17 protein-coding genes are annotated in these 15,886 nt (G+C 36.9%); 13 read left to right on the top strand and 4 right to left on the bottom strand.

Annotation, left to right across the window (positions count from 1 at the left end):
* Positions 1 to 277 precede the first annotated feature (277 nt).
* Together SFC47_RS14060 and SFC47_RS14055 are read left to right on the top strand one after the other, a co-directional pair.
* On the top strand, positions 278 to 1,546 hold the full coding sequence (locus SFC47_RS14060) for an ATP-binding protein (RefSeq protein ID WP_411254915.1): 1,269 nt from the start codon (positions 278 to 280) through the stop codon (positions 1,544 to 1,546).
* A gap of 154 nt (positions 1,547 to 1,700) precedes the next feature.
* Positions 1,701 to 1,859, top strand: a complete 159-nt coding sequence (locus SFC47_RS14055) for a hypothetical protein (RefSeq protein WP_411254989.1) — start codon at positions 1,701 to 1,703, stop codon at positions 1,857 to 1,859.
* 149 nt (positions 1,860 to 2,008) lie between these two features.
* Here SFC47_RS14055 and SFC47_RS14050 read toward each other — a convergent pair whose 3' ends face one another.
* Positions 2,009 to 3,430 (bottom strand): Na+/H+ antiporter NhaC family protein, encoded by a 1,422-nt coding sequence (locus tag SFC47_RS14050; protein ID WP_411254914.1) that lies wholly within the window; start codon positions 3,428 to 3,430, stop codon positions 2,009 to 2,011.
* A 148-nt stretch (positions 3,431 to 3,578) separates the two neighbouring features.
* Here SFC47_RS14050 and SFC47_RS14045 point away from each other — a divergent pair, with 148 nt between their 5' ends.
* Both SFC47_RS14045 and SFC47_RS14040 read left to right on the top strand, forming a co-directional pair.
* Positions 3,579 to 4,022 carry a MarR family winged helix-turn-helix transcriptional regulator gene (locus SFC47_RS14045; RefSeq protein WP_411254913.1) on the top strand — a complete coding sequence of 148 codons (444 nt, stop codon included), beginning with the start codon at positions 3,579 to 3,581 and terminating at the stop codon, positions 4,020 to 4,022.
* 64 nt (positions 4,023 to 4,086) lie between these two features.
* Positions 4,087 to 4,848 (top strand): TerC family protein, encoded by a 762-nt coding sequence (locus SFC47_RS14040; protein ID WP_411254912.1) that lies wholly within the window; start codon positions 4,087 to 4,089, stop codon positions 4,846 to 4,848.
* An 89-nt stretch (positions 4,849 to 4,937) separates the two neighbouring features.
* On the opposite strand, the gene SFC47_RS14035 is transcribed toward SFC47_RS14040, so the two are convergent.
* Positions 4,938 to 6,341 (bottom strand): vWA domain-containing protein, encoded by a 1,404-nt coding sequence (locus SFC47_RS14035; RefSeq protein WP_411254911.1) that lies wholly within the window; start codon positions 6,339 to 6,341, stop codon positions 4,938 to 4,940.
* A gap of 231 nt (positions 6,342 to 6,572) precedes the next feature.
* On the opposite strand from SFC47_RS14035, the gene rarD reads away from it, so the two are divergent.
* Together rarD and SFC47_RS14025 are read left to right on the top strand one after the other, a co-directional pair.
* Positions 6,573 to 7,502, top strand: a complete 930-nt coding sequence (gene rarD, locus SFC47_RS14030) for an EamA family transporter RarD (protein WP_411254910.1) — start codon at positions 6,573 to 6,575, stop codon at positions 7,500 to 7,502.
* 138 nt (positions 7,503 to 7,640) lie between these two features.
* Positions 7,641 to 8,504 carry a Cof-type HAD-IIB family hydrolase gene (locus tag SFC47_RS14025; protein ID WP_411254909.1) on the top strand — a complete coding sequence of 288 codons (864 nt, stop codon included), beginning with the start codon at positions 7,641 to 7,643 and terminating at the stop codon, positions 8,502 to 8,504.
* Between the two features lie 183 nt (positions 8,505 to 8,687).
* Here the strand turns inward: SFC47_RS14025 and SFC47_RS14020 are convergent, their stop codons facing one another.
* A complete protein-coding gene (locus SFC47_RS14020; RefSeq protein ID WP_411254908.1) occupies positions 8,688 to 9,011 on the bottom strand; it encodes a BC1872 family protein in 324 nt (107 codons plus the stop codon).
* A gap of 240 nt (positions 9,012 to 9,251) precedes the next feature.
* On the opposite strand from SFC47_RS14020, the gene SFC47_RS14015 reads away from it, so the two are divergent.
* The 3 genes from SFC47_RS14015 (at position 9,252) to SFC47_RS14005 (ending at position 11,920) form a co-directional block, all read left to right on the top strand.
* The gene (locus SFC47_RS14015; RefSeq protein ID WP_411254907.1) at positions 9,252 to 10,151 is read left to right on the top strand and encodes an alpha/beta hydrolase; all 900 of its coding nucleotides are present in this window, start codon (positions 9,252 to 9,254) and stop codon (positions 10,149 to 10,151) included.
* 210 nt (positions 10,152 to 10,361) lie between these two features.
* Positions 10,362 to 10,832: a polyhydroxyalkanoate biosynthesis repressor PhaR gene (locus SFC47_RS14010; RefSeq protein WP_411254906.1), complete on the top strand. Its 471-nt coding sequence runs from the start codon at positions 10,362 to 10,364 to the stop codon at positions 10,830 to 10,832.
* Between the two features lie 23 nt (positions 10,833 to 10,855).
* The gene (locus SFC47_RS14005; protein ID WP_411254905.1) at positions 10,856 to 11,920 is read left to right on the top strand and encodes an alpha/beta fold hydrolase; all 1,065 of its coding nucleotides are present in this window, start codon (positions 10,856 to 10,858) and stop codon (positions 11,918 to 11,920) included.
* A 120-nt stretch (positions 11,921 to 12,040) separates the two neighbouring features.
* On the opposite strand, the gene SFC47_RS14000 is transcribed toward SFC47_RS14005, so the two are convergent.
* On the bottom strand, positions 12,041 to 12,736 hold the full coding sequence (locus SFC47_RS14000; protein WP_411254904.1) for a Dph6-related ATP pyrophosphatase: 696 nt from the start codon (positions 12,734 to 12,736) through the stop codon (positions 12,041 to 12,043).
* Between the two features lie 254 nt (positions 12,737 to 12,990).
* Between SFC47_RS14000 and SFC47_RS13995 the strand changes: the two genes are divergently transcribed.
* The 4 genes from SFC47_RS13995 to SFC47_RS13980 all read left to right on the top strand — a co-directional run bounded on the left by SFC47_RS13995 (position 12,991) and on the right by SFC47_RS13980 (position 15,852).
* Positions 12,991 to 14,169, top strand: a complete 1,179-nt coding sequence (locus SFC47_RS13995) for a glycosyltransferase family 2 protein (protein ID WP_411254903.1) — start codon at positions 12,991 to 12,993, stop codon at positions 14,167 to 14,169.
* Between the two features lie 166 nt (positions 14,170 to 14,335).
* Positions 14,336 to 14,812: a DUF2975 domain-containing protein gene (locus tag SFC47_RS13990; protein WP_411254902.1), complete on the top strand. Its 477-nt coding sequence runs from the start codon at positions 14,336 to 14,338 to the stop codon at positions 14,810 to 14,812.
* 10 nt (positions 14,813 to 14,822) lie between these two features.
* On the top strand, positions 14,823 to 15,041 hold the full coding sequence (locus tag SFC47_RS13985; RefSeq protein ID WP_063251737.1) for a helix-turn-helix domain-containing protein: 219 nt from the start codon (positions 14,823 to 14,825) through the stop codon (positions 15,039 to 15,041).
* Between the two features lie 19 nt (positions 15,042 to 15,060).
* Positions 15,061 to 15,852 (top strand): DUF817 domain-containing protein, encoded by a 792-nt coding sequence (locus SFC47_RS13980; RefSeq protein WP_411254901.1) that lies wholly within the window; start codon positions 15,061 to 15,063, stop codon positions 15,850 to 15,852.
* The last annotated feature ends 34 nt before the right edge of the window (positions 15,853 to 15,886 follow it).

Here is a 15,886-nt window from a genome sequence, read left to right as displayed (position 1 = left end):
CTCATTTCGAAAGGTTTAACCGTTGTTATGTAAACCTATTATTGTAGGTGGTTAACTAATTATTATAATCATACCATATCCTGCCTAATTGAAGTGTGATTTTACATAATAGCAGGATATTATTAGAAAACGTTTCCATTCTAATAATACAAAGGTCGACAAATTATGGTAATGTTGAAGTATAATGTGTAATGTAATGAAACTGAAATTTTTGATTGGTGAAATGGAACATTGTAGTTTAATGAACGCGAATATTGCAGGATAAGAAATTGAAGAGATGCGGAAGGTATCGAAGATGAGTATAATAAAGGATTTTTTACTGCAGCTTACGTTTATGGCAATTCCCATATTTATTTATAACACTTTTATTACAGAAAGGGTAAAAAATACTGAGAATAGAAAAATAATTATGACTATTTTATGGGGGATTTCAATCATAGGCTGCATGTCCTTTCCTGTGGTTTTTGGACATAATACCCGCTTGGAATTAAGGGTTATTCCTCTGGTGTTAGGTACGTTATATGGTGGGTTTTTTCCAGGAATCGTCTTATCAGCACTTATCATCTTATATCGATTTTCCTTTGGAGTCGATCTAGGTTTTTATAATACCGTCCTTGTCTTACTGTTCTCCCTGCCCGTCATCTTATATTTTCAAAGATCATTTGCCCATTCGAAAAAAGATATGAGGGTTAAAATAGCAGTGAGCCTTTCTTTTTACTACTGTGCAGTGGGCTTAACTTGGTTAGGTATCTTAAGAGGATTTTCCAAAGAGAATCTTACCGTACCAATCATTCATCTAATTTTCGCAGTGACAGTGACTTGGTGTTTCACTCTGTTAATTGAATCCATTCGAGACATACATCAGCTGCGATTAGAAATGCAAAAATCAGAAAAATTACGAATTATTGGTGAACTAACAAGTGTGTTTGCTCATGAGATTAGAAATCCGATGCAAGCAACCCGCGGGTTTCTGCAACTTTTAAACGACCCAGATCTGCCTGATAAAAAGAAGGAATATATTCAGATATCCCTTGATGAATTAGATCGTGCAAATGAAATTATTAATGATTTCTTATCTATTGGAAAACCATCAACAGATGATAAGGAAAGAATAAACACCGGTTATCAAATTCAACGTGTAGTAAATATTATACAAAGTTACACGCTTAACAGGAATGTTGAAATTAAAACGGATATTTCAGAAGACTGTATGATTTATGCAAATCCTCAAAGATTGAACCAGTCATTGATTAATATTTTGAAAAATGCAATAGAGTCAATGCCAAATGGTGGAACTGTCTGGGTTACCTGTCATGCAACTGAAGATCAATATATTAAGATTACCATTAAGGACCAAGGAACTGGAATGACCAAAAAGCAAATGGACAGGCTTGGATCTCCTTACTATTCTTTAAAGGAAAGCGGGACAGGGCTGGGAATGATGGTGAGTTATCAAATCATCACATCTTTCAAGGGTAAAATACAAGTGAAAAGTGAAAAGGGGATTGGGACAGAATTTATAATCTTGTTCCCACAGATAAACTAGAAGATTTTTTAAATTAAATACCTCATCGTTCATCCCTTTTTATTAAGCTATTAATAATAGGCTTGTATTAGGAAAAACTATCACAAATGAACTTTAAGTAAAAAGGGGAGAGTGTAGTGATTGGAAAAAAATAACATAATTAAGGAGGACGATTATGCACCCAAAACAACCAGATAGAAATAACATGAACTCTATTATTAGGCCAGAATATGCCGGAACGGATCCACAAAAAGTAAAACAACAAATTCAAAAAGATGTAAGCCAGGGACAAGGTGCAATGACTTCCCGTGAGGCTGGAGCAATGCAAGATTAAAAAATCCAAGCTGTGTGGTTTATTCTCTGCTTCAAAAAAACGACGCCCTAAGAAAGCTATTCTGCCTTTTCTAAGGGCGTTCTCTATTTACAAATGTGTAGTTATGCATATTTTTAAAAATTACGATAGCTGTCCAAAATGTAAGGTTATTAAATTAAAAAGGCGGCTGCAAGATAGAAAACGATGGATATGACCCCTCCGATGACAGAAACCTTTAATTTATATCGTGCATACTCGACGATTGGTAAATCCATAATGGAGGCGGTCGTAATGGTGGTATCACCTAAAGGTGAGGCCAATGCTCCGAAGGCACCACTGGCAAATACAGCACCTACCGTTAAGGGGATAGATGCACCGGTTGAGACGGCCAAACTAACGCCCAAGGGCATAAATAATCCCCAAGTTCCCCACGAGGATCCGATAAAGTAACCCACAACAGAACCTAGCAGGAAGATTGTAGCAGGTGTTAACCATGCTGGTAAAAATGTACCTAAGGTGGAACTAATAAAGTTTGAAAAACCAAGGTCCTCTGCTGATAGAGTTAATGACCATATCAAGACGAGCAGGCTAATAGCCTCCATCATCTGATTGCCGCCATCATAAAAATGATACAATAACTCACTTAGGTGTTGTCGTCTAATAATATAAAAAATGAAAGAGAGGATCAGGGTGATAAAGACAGCTAAAAGCATGACAAAGGTGGCATCAGCAATAGAAAAGGCATCAAAAACGGTTTTTGCTCCTTTACTCTTACCATCCTGCCATAACAAAAATAATGAGAACCCTAACAGTAAAAAAACAGGAACAATCAAGTTCCAAGGCTGAGCTTTCACCATCGACAATTCTTTTTTAATTCCTATTCTGTGAAATTCATGTTCTTCCTCTTCTAGCTGCTCCTGTGTACCTTTTACATTCGAGTCACTCTTACCGCGATTCCAAAAGGTTTGGATCAATCCAATGATAAGCGTTGTTATGGCAAAAAAGTTAAATAGAATACTTAGTAAAAATACTTCATATGGAGACATACCAAAATCCAAATCGTGTATACTGCCTTCCACTAAGGAAACCATGAAACCAACAAATGCGGTCGCGACTGGTAAGAGGACAATGACAGATTCGGTCGAAATGTCCATCGTTAGTCCGACTTTTTGCTTCGAAACATTCAATTTTTTTGCAAGGGATTTGACAACAGGTCCAATCATCATGATCCGAAACATCGGCATCATAAAGGTAAATGGCAGGGTGAGCCAGATTAACCCAAGCAGTCCCCGTTCATTTCTAATCTTTGTCCCAACCCATTCTGAAAAACCTTTAATTCCTCCTGAAATGTTCATCATTCCCACAAGACCGCCAAATAAATAGAGAAACCCAATAATTTTAATATTGGTTTCATCTGACAAGGTAGTGACCATATAGGTAACACTTTGAATGGTCCCATCTAATAAATCTGATGTGAAAATCAAAGAACCTGCAACAAGTCCAACGACTAGACCTGGTAAGATGTTTTTCAACCAGATGGACATGGCAATAACTATAATAAATGGAAAAAGAGAAAGCCAAGTATGTTCCAATGAAATTCCTCCTATTACGGAATACCATTATTGTTTGAACTACTCTTAATAAATACTCATTTAAAAAACGATTTGATTGGAATAAGCATATGATTTATAATATATATAAATCATGTATATTATAAATCATATTTAGCAGGAGGTCAGCATGGATGTAATTTATCTAAAAAATATCCTCTGGAGCTATACCAGACAAATAAACGAAAAAACAAGTAATTTGATTATTTCTCTATGTGAACACCATGGGATTACCACTTTACAGGGGAGAATCCTGCTAGAAATAGAGCAGCATGGTTCGCACACAATCGGATCCTTAGCCAAACGGTTACATATTGCGGGAACCAATATATCAACCATGTGCAAAAAGCTTGAAGGTAAGGGACTAATTGTACGTGTTAGAGATGAAGGGGACGAACGAGTGGTCAAGGTTGCTCTTTCAGATCATGGTAAAAGTGTGGTAGAGGAAATTAACCAGGAATTAATCGAGAAAATTTCTAATACTATTCAAGGTGAAACAGACCAATCATTACACGAAATCATTAATGGTCTAAAAAAATTAAATAAATTGCTGGAAAAAATGGACAGTGTTTAGTGACTAATGATTCGAAAGAAATGAATAATGAACCTAGAGGTACAACTAAAAGGAGAAATGCACAATGTGGGAAGGAATTGTATCAACTTATGCAGCAATGTTAGATTGGCATATGTGGGCAGAGGTATTAACCTCACCAAAGGCTTGGGGGTTAATCCTTTCCTTAGCCGTACTTGAATGTATTTTATCCGCAGATAATGCATTGGTATTGTCAGCATTTGTTAAGCCATTGCCAAAAGAACAGCAAAAGAAAGCTTTGGTATACGGACTATGGGGAGCTTATATTTTCCGATTTATTTTTATCGGCTTAGGAACATTTTTAATTAAATTGTGGTGGATTAAATTAATAGGTGCCCTATACTTGTTGTGGCTTGCAGTTAAATTCTTTAAGGACAAGCTTCTTCACAAGGATGCAGGAGAAGAGGATGAACAGCTGCAGCCAAAGGGCTGGCTTGTAAAGACATTAGGATTCTTCTGGGCAACAGTAATCTCAGTAGAACTTATGGATTTAGCCTTTTCTGTCGATAGTATTTTGACTGCTCTTGCGGTATCTGAAGAAGTTTGGGTCATCTTACTTGGGGGGATGATTGGAATCCTGCTCATGAGGGGTGTTGCTACCTTCTTCATAGCATTAATGGACAGGGTTCCCGAGCTTGAGACAACTGCCTATATTTTGATTACCTTTATAGCGGTAAAAATGGGATTAACGCTAGTGGACATTCATATTGCAAACGAAATTTTCATCGGTTTCTTGGTTGCCTCATTTATTGTGACATTCATTATCCATTATATTCGCAAATCGAGAGCAGAAAAGTACTCGCATTAATATTAAAGTAAATAACAGAAATGCTGCAGCTAATTATGCTGCAGCATTTCTGTTTTAATACAAGAAAGAATTAATTCAATCTATCCTGTTTACCAAATATCTCCACGTTCTTTTTTCAATGCTTTCATCTTTTCAACCCATTCATCGACCTGCTGTCGAATTTGCTTGCTTTTCGCATCAGCTTTCTCGCGATTTTCCTTGGCCAGGACTAAATAGACTTCTTTAATTTCTTCACTTCGATCCATTGCCCAATCTCTTAGTTCTGTATGCTGCTCATCTGTAATCCAATTATTTTCACTCATTATGGTAATGGCATCTCTTAAACGATGTGACTCGCGCTGTCCAATGGTCCATAGCTGTAATGGATACTGTTCCCCGATTTTATACTCATCACCCAACTCCCAGCCGTCAGGTGCCATGGTAAAGGCCCAGGCAAGATCAAGTGTGGAGGGAAGCCATTCATATTGGATGGTATTTTTTAATTCCTCTGGACTGTCAGCCTTAAAGTACTCGCCATTTCCAGCCTCGGCAACAGCTTTTAATTGATTTTCTGTTTTGCCGTCGACATCAAAACCGATGATGTTGACGGTATTGCTGCTGTTTTTCGCAGCTAAATCTCTGCTTGCTTGAACCGGATCACCGTCACATGTTTCAGCACCATCACTGACAATGTAGATGGTTGTTCCTTCTGAATAACTACTGCTCATTTCAGCCGCTTTTTGAATGGCTCCTGCTAGTGGTGTCCAGCCCTTACTTTCAAATGAATCAACGGCCGCATGAAATTCTTGTTTGGAGTAGTTACCCATCGGATATAGCTCCTCAATGGCCGAACAAGATTCAAACTTATCTTCGTCTGCCTCCGAGCCCTTATGGCCGTATACAACGAGAGAAACCTCGCTGGATTGCCCGATTGTTTGCGCAAAGCTTTTAACTGCATCCTTGGCAATATCCATTTTTATTCTGCCATCTGCCTGCATCAGCATGCTCGAACTGGCATCAAGTAAAATAATTGCCTTTTTGGCTGTATCCACATCTTCGTCACCCTCAGATTTTGTAGGATCTGGCAGGTATGGTTCTTCAAACTGAGGTTGATAGGCAATGCTTTTTTCAATGACCTGTTTATAGTGGGGACTGGCAAGCAAACTCAGCATACCTTTTTTTATTATGTCCAAATCTTCCGAGTCTTTTGCCATTTGCTTTAGTTGTGCAGTTAATTGGTTTTTAATAGCAGGTTCCATTTTAGGAATATCAGTGCCTATTTCTTTAACATCCTCTTCATATGAGAAACCTGCCATCAGTTTCCCAGGCGGGAGAGAGGTCAATGTCTCCTTGGTTACCTCCAAATTTATACTCTCTACTTCTATTAATCTATTACCCTGCTTTTCAACGTCTTTCTTCACAACAGGTTTGGCTGTCTCATTTTCTTTTTCATTACTGCATGCCAATAGGACTAAAGAAATAAGCAGCAATAAAAAAAAGCTATGTCGTTTCACACATATCCTCCTCTAGTTGGTAAAAATTATGTATTTATTGGAAAATAACATACTTATAAAGTTTATCATGAAGATACTTCCTGTTAATGAGTCATTGGTAATAGTAAATTTACAGTAATTGAGAAGTGTTATAATCCTGTCATAAAAAGAATAGTGTGATATAATTACATTTGTTTTTTAGAGGGTAGTTTAAGCAATTACGAAAAATAGAAACTAGGTGAAAAAAAGGAAATGGAACGAGAAAACACAAAAGGAATTTACTATACTGCAGGTGCCTATATATTTTGGGGGGTACTGCCAATCTACTGGAAGTTTATTGATCAAATACCAGCGATGGAAATTCTAGCTCATCGAGTCATTTGGTCGTTTGTTTTTGTTTTACTAATTGTAGGAATTTTGAAACGAAAACTATTAAAAAACTTTTTTCAAGTTCAGATGAAACAAGTAAAAACATGGCTTGGACTGTTCCTTGCTTCTCTATTAATCAGTATTAACTGGTTTGTTTATATTTTTGCTGTCAATTCGAACCACATAGTGGAGGCTAGCTTAGGATACTTTATTAATCCGCTAGTTGCCGTATTGTTAGGGGTTTTTGTACTAGGCGAAAAGATGAATAGATTGCAGGCAGTCTCATTCACGGTTGCTGGAATCGGTGTAGTTTATATGACGTTGTCACTAGGAACTTTCCCGTGGATTGCGCTGATTTTGGCCTTATCTTTTGGTTTTTATGGTTTGTCTAAAAAATTAATAAAAGTAGATTCTATTTTAGGCTTACTGTTAGAAACTTTATTTATTGTACCGTTTGCTTTATTGTTTTTGGCTTATTTAGGAGTAAATGGCCAGAATAGCTTCGCGGCAGGTTCACTAACAGATGATTTATTTTTGCTAGGTTCGGGTATTGCTACAGCTCTGCCGCTATTATGGTTTGGTATTGGGGCACAAAAGATTCCGCTCTACCTCGTGGGATTCTTACAATATATTGCCCCGACCATTAGTTTACTCCTTGGAGTACTATTATACGGTGAGGCCTTTACAAAGGACCATGCAGTGACCTTTTCATGTATTTGGATTGCACTAGGAATTTTCAGTATCTCGAATATTCGACAGATGATCAAGAAACGAAAAGTTACAGCAGTCACACCAAATGCAAAAAGCGTATAGAAATGATTACGGAGTGTAGGGATTTCCATCCTTACTCTTTTTTTTTGCCTCTAGTGCTTAATGTTTTTAAATTGTATCGATTATGGCCTAAGTGTATACTTACTTAATGAACTTTTTCAGATATAGGGGGAAACACGGTTGAAATTTAAACCAAAGGCGATTTTTTTAGACATGGATGGCACGATATTAAATCATAAAAATCAGGTTAGTATACATACAAAGGATGTCATCGATCAATTACGGTATCAGGGGATTTATGTTTTTATTGCTACAGGCAGAGCATTCGATGAAATAGAGGGAATTGTACCTGCAGGTTTTCAAGTAGATGGAATCGTTACTTCCAATGGAATGGCTGGATATGTTGGCGATGATGTGATCTTCAAACATTCCCTTTCGCTTAAACTTGTGGATGAAGTAATTAAAAGAGCAAGAAAAAACAAAATCTATTATGAACTATTTCCTTATGATTCAGACCGTGTCACCTTGAAACAGGATCAAAGCTATGTGGAAAATGAAATAACTGAACCAAAGACGGAAAGTGTGGGCATCAATGAGTGGCTTTCCCGTAAGGAAGCGATTAAAGAGGAAATTATATGGGTAGATGAAATTGTTGGAAATGAATTTTCTAAATTCTATTTCTTTGCCAAGTCAAAGGAACATATCAAACGCTGGAAAGAAGAATTAGAGCAATTAAAGAAAGAAATCAACTTTACCACCTCGATTTCGTCTGATCATAATGTCGAGGTTATGGCAGCAAACGTGAATAAGGCAACAGGTATACAACAAATGTTAAAACACTTTGATTTGTCAGTAACAGAAACGATGGCAATAGGCGATAGTGACAATGACCTTCCAATGCTGAGACTTGTCAATTATTCGGTAGCGATGAAAAACGCATCTGAGCGCATTAAAGAAATCACGGATGATGTTACAGAATTCACATGCGATGAAGATGGTGTTTCCTATTATCTTAAGGCTCGTTTTTTGACTGGAAAAAACTAAATTCTGGAACTTCCAGGACAAAATCCATTCTTATACCTTATTAGCTGAAGAGTTAATTTAAAAATGTGCTTAAAAAGCATTCACCCAATGAAATAGACAGCAGCAGGAACCTAACGAAGGTATCCTGCTTTTTTTGTGTAAAATGTCATTTTTTGGTTAATTTTTAATACATCTGCATTTCTTCTAGCACAAGGTGCTCCACATTCTAGTGGTGTTGGTGACGGAATGTTGTTCAATAATGGAGTAGGCCGCATTGGTGATGGCTTCGGCCAAAGTTTCACCCTTTGCACGGAAGTTATTAAAGCTTACTTCAGATTCCCCAGACGTAGAAAAAGTAAACCCGATTTCCTCAAGCCTTTTAACTATCAACATGGCATGCTCAAGGTTTTGCTCAGGTTGAAATTCAGTATCATGAATAAAAATCCCCTTTTCATAATCAAACCAGCGATCCCATCGATTTAGCTTCCAACCTAATATTCTCCGAGCGATTGAATCTGTTTTGTTCATACCCATTACCTCTTTTCTTATGTTATATAACAGTTATATTATTATTAGTTATTATATAACACAGTGAGTGAAAATGACCACATTTTTTTAAAAAATATTAATAATTTTCTAAAAATAAAAGTGGGGAAGGGGTTTTTTTGGATGCCAATAATTTCACTAAATGACCATGAGATCCGTCCCTATGGCAACTTGTATTTGATAAGATATATATATAACACTATAAAAAAGGGGAGGATTGTTTTGCCAAGTGTAAGAAGTTATTTTTTCAAGAAGGGTATTAAAGCTGGTGCAAAAAGGCTTAGATTAGAAGAAAAGAAAATTGATGAAAGCAGAGAGGTTATCGATTCATTTGGTCGTAAATTCTCGAAGCTGCCAAAGAATTGTCAGGTTGAAAAAACACAAATTGAAGGCATTTACGCTGAATGGATTTCAAATAAGCACGCAAAAGGTGATATGGTGATTCTTTATTTGCACGGAGGGGGATATGGTTATTGCTCAGCAGACACACATCGGTCATTGGCTGCGAGAGTCATGATTGAAGCGGGGGTAAAAGTCCTTCTTCCTGAATACCGACTGGCACCGGAACATCCCTTTCCGGCGGCAATTGAGGATACTCTCACAATCTATCGTTGGCTTTTAAAGCAGGGCTATGATTCTTCAAAAATCATTTTTGCTGGTGACTCAGCAGGCGGGGGCTTATCAGCAGCGACCACTCTGGCACTAAGAGACCAATCTGAACCACTTCCTGGTGCCCTAGTATGTCTGTCACCTTGGGTAGATCTAACGAGTCAGGGGGAAAGCTATAGTAAAAATAGCGATAAAGATCCATATTTGAGGTCAGAGCTTGTTCGATTAACTGCTCAAAATTATGCAGCAGGTGAGTCTCTTGACAATGAATTAATTTCTCCTGTTTTTGCAGATTTAAGAGGATTTCCACCAATGTTTATCCAAGTAGGAAGTATAGAAATTCTACTTAGTGATGCACAATTGCTAGCGGAAAAAGCTCGTATGTCAGGGGTGGAGGTACAGTTAAAAGTTTGGAAAGGCATGTGGCATGTATGGCAGATAAGCAACAAGTTACCTGAAGCCAAAAAGGCAGTGAAAGAAATTGGTGATTTTATAAGGAAATATTCGAATTAATTTTGTTTCTCAAACGAAATTCATTCCTAGTTTTTTTAAAATTTGTTTTCAGAATCTTCAAGTTGCCCTATTGTAAGTTACTATAATTCAATGTAAAATACAGGTAACAGATAATGAATGAGTATTCATTCATATAAGGAGGAATGACATAATATCGTCTGGAAATAAGTCGATTAAATGCAGCAAAATAAAAAACAGAGGTGAGAAAATATGTCCGAAAATAATCCTTTTGATTCATTTAGACAAGTGAGTGAAATGTGGGAAAAGAGTTTGAATGGATTACTATTTCAATCCCTTAATAACAACCCATTGATCCAAATAACTAAGGTTGGCATTCAGGCAAATTCTAGATATATAGAGATGCTGAAAAGAAATCGGGAATTAATGGCTAATTATATGAATCTGCCAACAAAAAATGATGTTGCAAATGCGGTCAAGCAAACTATCCAAGCAGAAGAAAAAATAGATATTCTAGAAGAACAGCTATGGAATTTGCAAGAAAGCTTTACTATAGCAACAAATGAGCAAAACAAAATGCTTGGAGAAATTATTGATTACACCAAATATATCCATTCTGAATGGGAAAAGGCATCACAGGAGCTGGCAAAATTATCGGAAATGCAAAAAGAGTTTGATGAGATGAAGAAGCTATTGCAGAAAAAAGAACCAGTTCTGACATGAAAAAAATGGTGAAGGTGGAATAAATGATGGCGGTTAAGTCACTAGTAAATATCCCTGTTCTTAATCTTGATACGGAGAAACAACGATGGAACACAATTTATAAAGTTTTAAGTGAACCAAAGCCTGATATTAAGTCTACACCAAGAAAAGCAGTCTGGAAAAAAAATAAATCGGTGTTATGGTATCACCAAGCACCGGAGAAAAAGTATGCCACTCCCGTGTTTTTGGTTTATTCTCTATTAAATAAAGCTTATATTCTAGATATCTCTGAGGAAGGAAGCGTCGTTGGCAACCTTACAAAAATGGGATATGATGTTTATTTGCTAGATTGGGGTTCTCCTGGCTTGGAAGACAAGGACCTCACTATGGATAACTATATTATTGATTATTTAGAAATTGCGGTAAAGCGTGCCTTAAGGCATTCGAGTGCAAAAGAAATCTCTTTGGTTGGATATTGTATAGGTGGAATGCTTTCTGCCATGCTTACATCACGAACAGATCTTCCAATTAAAAATCTCATTCTGGCAGCTGTTCCCATTGACTACAGTGACGCCATTGTGCCAAATAAGTGGGTGCAGGCACTTCAAAACGGGACACTCAATTTTGACCGGTTTGCTGATTCTTATGAAGTGATACCTTCGGAGTTCTTATATGCAATCTTTATGGCGCTGCAAGGATTTAACATCGGACCAACGATTAATCTCATCACCCGGGCTCATGATCAGAAGTATGTTGAAAAGTGGCGGAATATGGATAAATGGATGAAGGATGCCGTTACATTTTCGGGTGCTGCATTTAAGCAAATGATGAATGAATTATATAAAGAAAACAAGCTAGTAAAAGGTGAAATGATGATTGGCGGTCAGAGGGTAGATTTATCCAATATTAAATGCAGTACCTTGGTGCTGACATCCACGAGGGATGAATTAGTTTTAGAATCACAAAGCCTTCCAATCATGGACCTAATTTCAAGTAAAGATAAAACCTATCAGCATGTGGAGGCGGGGCATGTATCTTTGTGTTTAACCGGTCAATTTGCTTTTGCCATTGACCCTTGGTTGTCTGCCCGTTCTACTAAAATAGTATAATTAATTAAATTATAGGCAGACGTTTATGTACACAGCAAAACAAAGCCTTACTCTTTGTTAGTAACAGGAGTAAGACTTTGTTTATTTGTTCCTGAATAAAAATGACCACTAAGTTTTCAACTAGTCGACCCGATCCAGTTCCAATGGCAAAAAGGCATAATCACTGTTCTGAATGATCTTACATTTACGGACTGGAATAGGATAATCGAAAATTGGCCCATCTATAACAGTGGTATGAAACTCTCCGCCTTCACCACAGGGATCTATCCCGCGAGATTCTAGCTCTTTTACATAATCAAGGGTTAAGACACGCCCTAAATCGTCTTCATGCATTCCTAATGATAGATTAACAGTTACAATAATCGTTACAAAACCAAGTTTTATGAACTCTTCTACTGCTCTCCGATGATTCATTTCCCATAAAGGCATCCCAAGCTTTAATCCAGCAATATTCGCAACTCTTTCATGCCAGCAACCATGTTCAGGTATATCTAAGTCACCAGTTACTAATACTTCCGCTCCTTGATTCTTAGCGTTTTCTAAAAGTTGAATAAATACTTTCTCATACTCGCTCCAGCTAGCGGCAGCAGAATAAACGGGCAAACCTATTGATTTTGCCTGAGCATGAATAAGCTCCGGAGGCATTCCATGAGATCTGGATCGTTTTCCTTCTTCCTCCATCATGACAATCAGCCCAACCGCTTCTCCAGCTTTCATTGCCTTATATAAAGCTAAGACACTATCTTTTCCTCCACTAAAAGAAGCGATGAATTTATGCCCTTGTGCCCCATTTTTCCAATCCTTTGATTCTGTCATTGCATCTTTCCCCTTTATTCTAACAAATTATTTTACGATGAAGCTTTACTCAATCTTATAACAACTACAGGGTGTTGTTCCACAGCGGGAATACATAAGGCTTATAAATTATTGAAGAATCTCATAGAAATCTAGTATGTTTACTTATAAAATTTATAAATCAATAAAAAAATTACTGCATAAGATTAATGAATAATAATAATTACTATATATCATAAATTTCCTATTTCAGTTTGTGGGAGAGGAGAAATAACATGAGCGGTGGAGTTATGATTCTCATTTTGTTCACTTATTGGGTGACTACGTTTCTAATTCATTGGCGGGGGTTGAAACGCGTCCCTGAATTGCCTGTTGTAGGAGGTGAAATAAGAAACAATCCCCTTTTATCTATTATCATTGCAGCCAAAGATGAGGAAGGATCTATTGCTCATACACTTAAAACCTTAATCAATCAGAAGTATGTAAATGTAGAAATCATCGTAGTAAATGACCGTTCAATTGACAATACTGCAAAAAATATAGAGAAATTTATGGGAGAAATTAAAAATAAAGGGTATATCCAAGAAATCAAACTCATTCATATCCATAAACTGCCGACAGGGTGGCTTGGGAAAAATTATGCCTTACTTCAAGGTTATTTACGTGCGAGTGGAAACTATATCCTTTTTACAGATGCTGATATTCAATTTTCTGCAGATACCATTGGTTCCGCAATGGCATATCTTCAAAAGTATAATATAGATCATCTTACTTTGCTCCCTTATTTAAAATCCCGTCAATTTTGGCTTCGAGGCTTCATTCATCTTTTCATCTTTTCATTGTATTTATCAAAATGGCCATGGATGCCGAATAATGATCGGCAGACGAAACAAGGAATTGGGGTAGGTGCCTTTAATCTACTTACCCGTGAAGCCTATGAAAAAATAGGAACACACAAAGAAATTGCACTAAGACCGGACGATGATCTGCAATTAGGGATGTTAGTCAAAAAGAAAGGACTAAAACAAAGAGTGTTAATTGGTAAAGAATTCATTGAGGTCGAATGGTACCAAAGTTTTTCAGCGATGTTAAAAGGATTAGAAAAAAATATATTTGCCGGACTTAACTACTCTCTTTTTGTACTATTTGGGGTAATTCTGGGAATGATTGTTTTTTATTTACTTCCATTTTTGGGAATTTGGGTGTTTGATGGATGGTATGTATTTATCAATGATGTTTCTATTATATTAATATTAATCTTATATTTGATTTATATTAATAAGCTATCAAAGGATAAAGGGTTTGATGTACTATTATTCCCTATTTTTGTTTTGATCTTAATCTATGTATTTTTACGCTCCTGCCTAATTACACTAATTAAGGGAGGGATTAGTTGGAAGGGAACTTTTTATTCCATTAATGAATTGAAAAGTAATCGCTTTAAACGTAAATAGTTGAAAGAATAAGGCATCTCCTTGTATCAGGGAATGCTTTTTTTCATGCCTAAAATTGTGTAACTTAGTAACGATAAGGTTATAATAAGAAAGGATAATAATTTATTGCAAAACGATAAATAACATGTTAATATCATATTGAAAATAAATTAGTGAGGTGCTTTTTATGAAACGAGGGTCAACATTATTTTTAAGGATGGCTGTTTTTCTGATTGGGACTCCAGTTCTTGCTTTAGCTATATATGGTTTAACGTGGTTACCAAAAAATCCAGCAAATCCAGATTATGCCCATATACTATATCCCATTGTTGTAGGTATGTTTGTATCCGTGATACCATTTTTCGCTGCATTGTTCCAGGCTTTTAAACTTCTAAGTTATATTGACAAGAACCAAGCTTTCTCTGAATTATCTGTTAAAGCTCTAAAGAATATCAAAATCTGTGCGATCACAATCAGTGCTGTTTATGTGGTGATTTTACCATTTGTCTTTCTTGTAGCAGACCTAGACGATGCACCAGGTCTTATCATTATTGGAATGGTTCCTGTTTTTGCGTCGATGGTGATTGCCGTCTTTGCTGCGGTTCTTCAAAGACTATTACAAGAAGCGATTGATATAAAATCTGAAAATGACTTAACGGTCTGAGGTGATAAAAATGGCGATTATAATCAATATTGATGTGATGCTGGCTAAAAGGAAAATGAGCGTAACAGAACTTTCGGAGAGAGTTGGCATCACGATGGCGAACCTTTCTATTTTGAAAAATGGAAAAGCAAAAGCGGTCCGATTTGCAACTTTAGAGGCAATTTGTAAGGCCTTAGATTGTCAACCCGGAGATATTTTAGAATACCGAAGTGATGAGGACACCCCATAAAACTTTGGAGGCAAAGATCATGAGAGCATTAAAACAACTCGTTCGATTTGGCTGGGAGCAGGCCTTATCATGTTTGTTTCCTGTCGTTATTTTTGCCTCTTTGGCTTTTACAAAAATCATCCCAATTCCCTTCCTGCCGCGATATGATTGGCTGCTCATCATTTGCCTCTTGATGCAGTGGTGGATGGTGCGTTCTGGGCTTGAAACTCTTGATGAACTAAAGGTTATCACCTTGTTCCATCTAATTGGACTTACGCTTGAAATTTTCAAGACACACATGGGCTCCTGGTCATATCCAGAGGAAGGGTATTTCAAGATATTCGGAGTGCCATTATACAGCGGATTCATGTATGCAAGTGTAGCAAGTTATCTTTGCCAGGCTTGGAGGAGGTTACAGGTGGAATTGGTTAAGTGGCCGCCGTATTTATTAGTTGTTCCTCTTGCAGCTGCAATTTATTTGAATTTTTTCACCCACCATTTTTGGATTGACGTTCGTTGGTGGCTATCAGCTCTTGTCATAATTGTCTTTTGGCAATCGCGGGTCACATATGAGGTTGGTGGAACTCGTTACCGTATGCCACTAGCACTTGCTTTTGTACTCATTGGATTTTTTATCTGGATAGCTGAAAATATCGCAACGTTTTTTGGAGCTTGGGAATATCCAAACCAAACCGATGCCTGGAGTCTCGTTCATCTTGGAAAAGTGAGTTCATGGCTTTTATTGGTGATTGTTAGCTTTCTTATAGTAGCGACATTAAAACAGGTTAAAGGAAGAAATACCGAAAGTATAAATAATAGTAGATTTTTATAATAGACCCATTCATAAAGTCGGATTCTCAGTATTT

It is taken from the genome of Neobacillus niacini, assembly GCF_046591715.1.
Classification (GTDB): Bacteria; Bacillota; Bacilli; order Bacillales; family Cytobacillaceae; genus Neobacillus; species Neobacillus niacini_L.
The sequence above is the reverse complement of the archived record's forward strand: the minus strand, read 5'-3'. Positions and strand labels throughout refer to the sequence as shown.

Coding starts and splice junctions, on each gene's coding strand:
- SFC47_RS14020 (WP_411254908.1), bottom strand. CDS start 9,011: ATGAACAAAACAGATTCAATCGCTCGGAGAATATTAGGTTGGAAGCTA.
- SFC47_RS14060 (WP_411254915.1), top strand. CDS start 278: ATGCGGAAGGTATCGAAGATGAGTATAATAAAGGATTTTTTACTGCAG.
- SFC47_RS13985 (WP_063251737.1), top strand. CDS start 14,823: ATGGCGATTATAATCAATATTGATGTGATGCTGGCTAAAAGGAAAATG.
- SFC47_RS14040 (WP_411254912.1), top strand. CDS start 4,087: ATGTGGGAAGGAATTGTATCAACTTATGCAGCAATGTTAGATTGGCAT.
- SFC47_RS14055 (WP_411254989.1), top strand. CDS start 1,701: ATGCACCCAAAACAACCAGATAGAAATAACATGAACTCTATTATTAGG.
- rarD (WP_411254910.1), top strand. CDS start 6,573: ATGGAACGAGAAAACACAAAAGGAATTTACTATACTGCAGGTGCCTAT.
- SFC47_RS14005 (WP_411254905.1), top strand. CDS start 10,856: ATGATGGCGGTTAAGTCACTAGTAAATATCCCTGTTCTTAATCTTGAT.
- SFC47_RS14000 (WP_411254904.1), bottom strand. CDS start 12,736: ATGACAGAATCAAAGGATTGGAAAAATGGGGCACAAGGGCATAAATTC.
- SFC47_RS14010 (WP_411254906.1), top strand. CDS start 10,362: ATGTCCGAAAATAATCCTTTTGATTCATTTAGACAAGTGAGTGAAATG.
- SFC47_RS13980 (WP_411254901.1), top strand. CDS start 15,061: ATGAGAGCATTAAAACAACTCGTTCGATTTGGCTGGGAGCAGGCCTTA.
- SFC47_RS13990 (WP_411254902.1), top strand. CDS start 14,336: ATGAAACGAGGGTCAACATTATTTTTAAGGATGGCTGTTTTTCTGATT.
- SFC47_RS14045 (WP_411254913.1), top strand. CDS start 3,579: ATGGATGTAATTTATCTAAAAAATATCCTCTGGAGCTATACCAGACAA.
- SFC47_RS13995 (WP_411254903.1), top strand. CDS start 12,991: ATGAGCGGTGGAGTTATGATTCTCATTTTGTTCACTTATTGGGTGACT.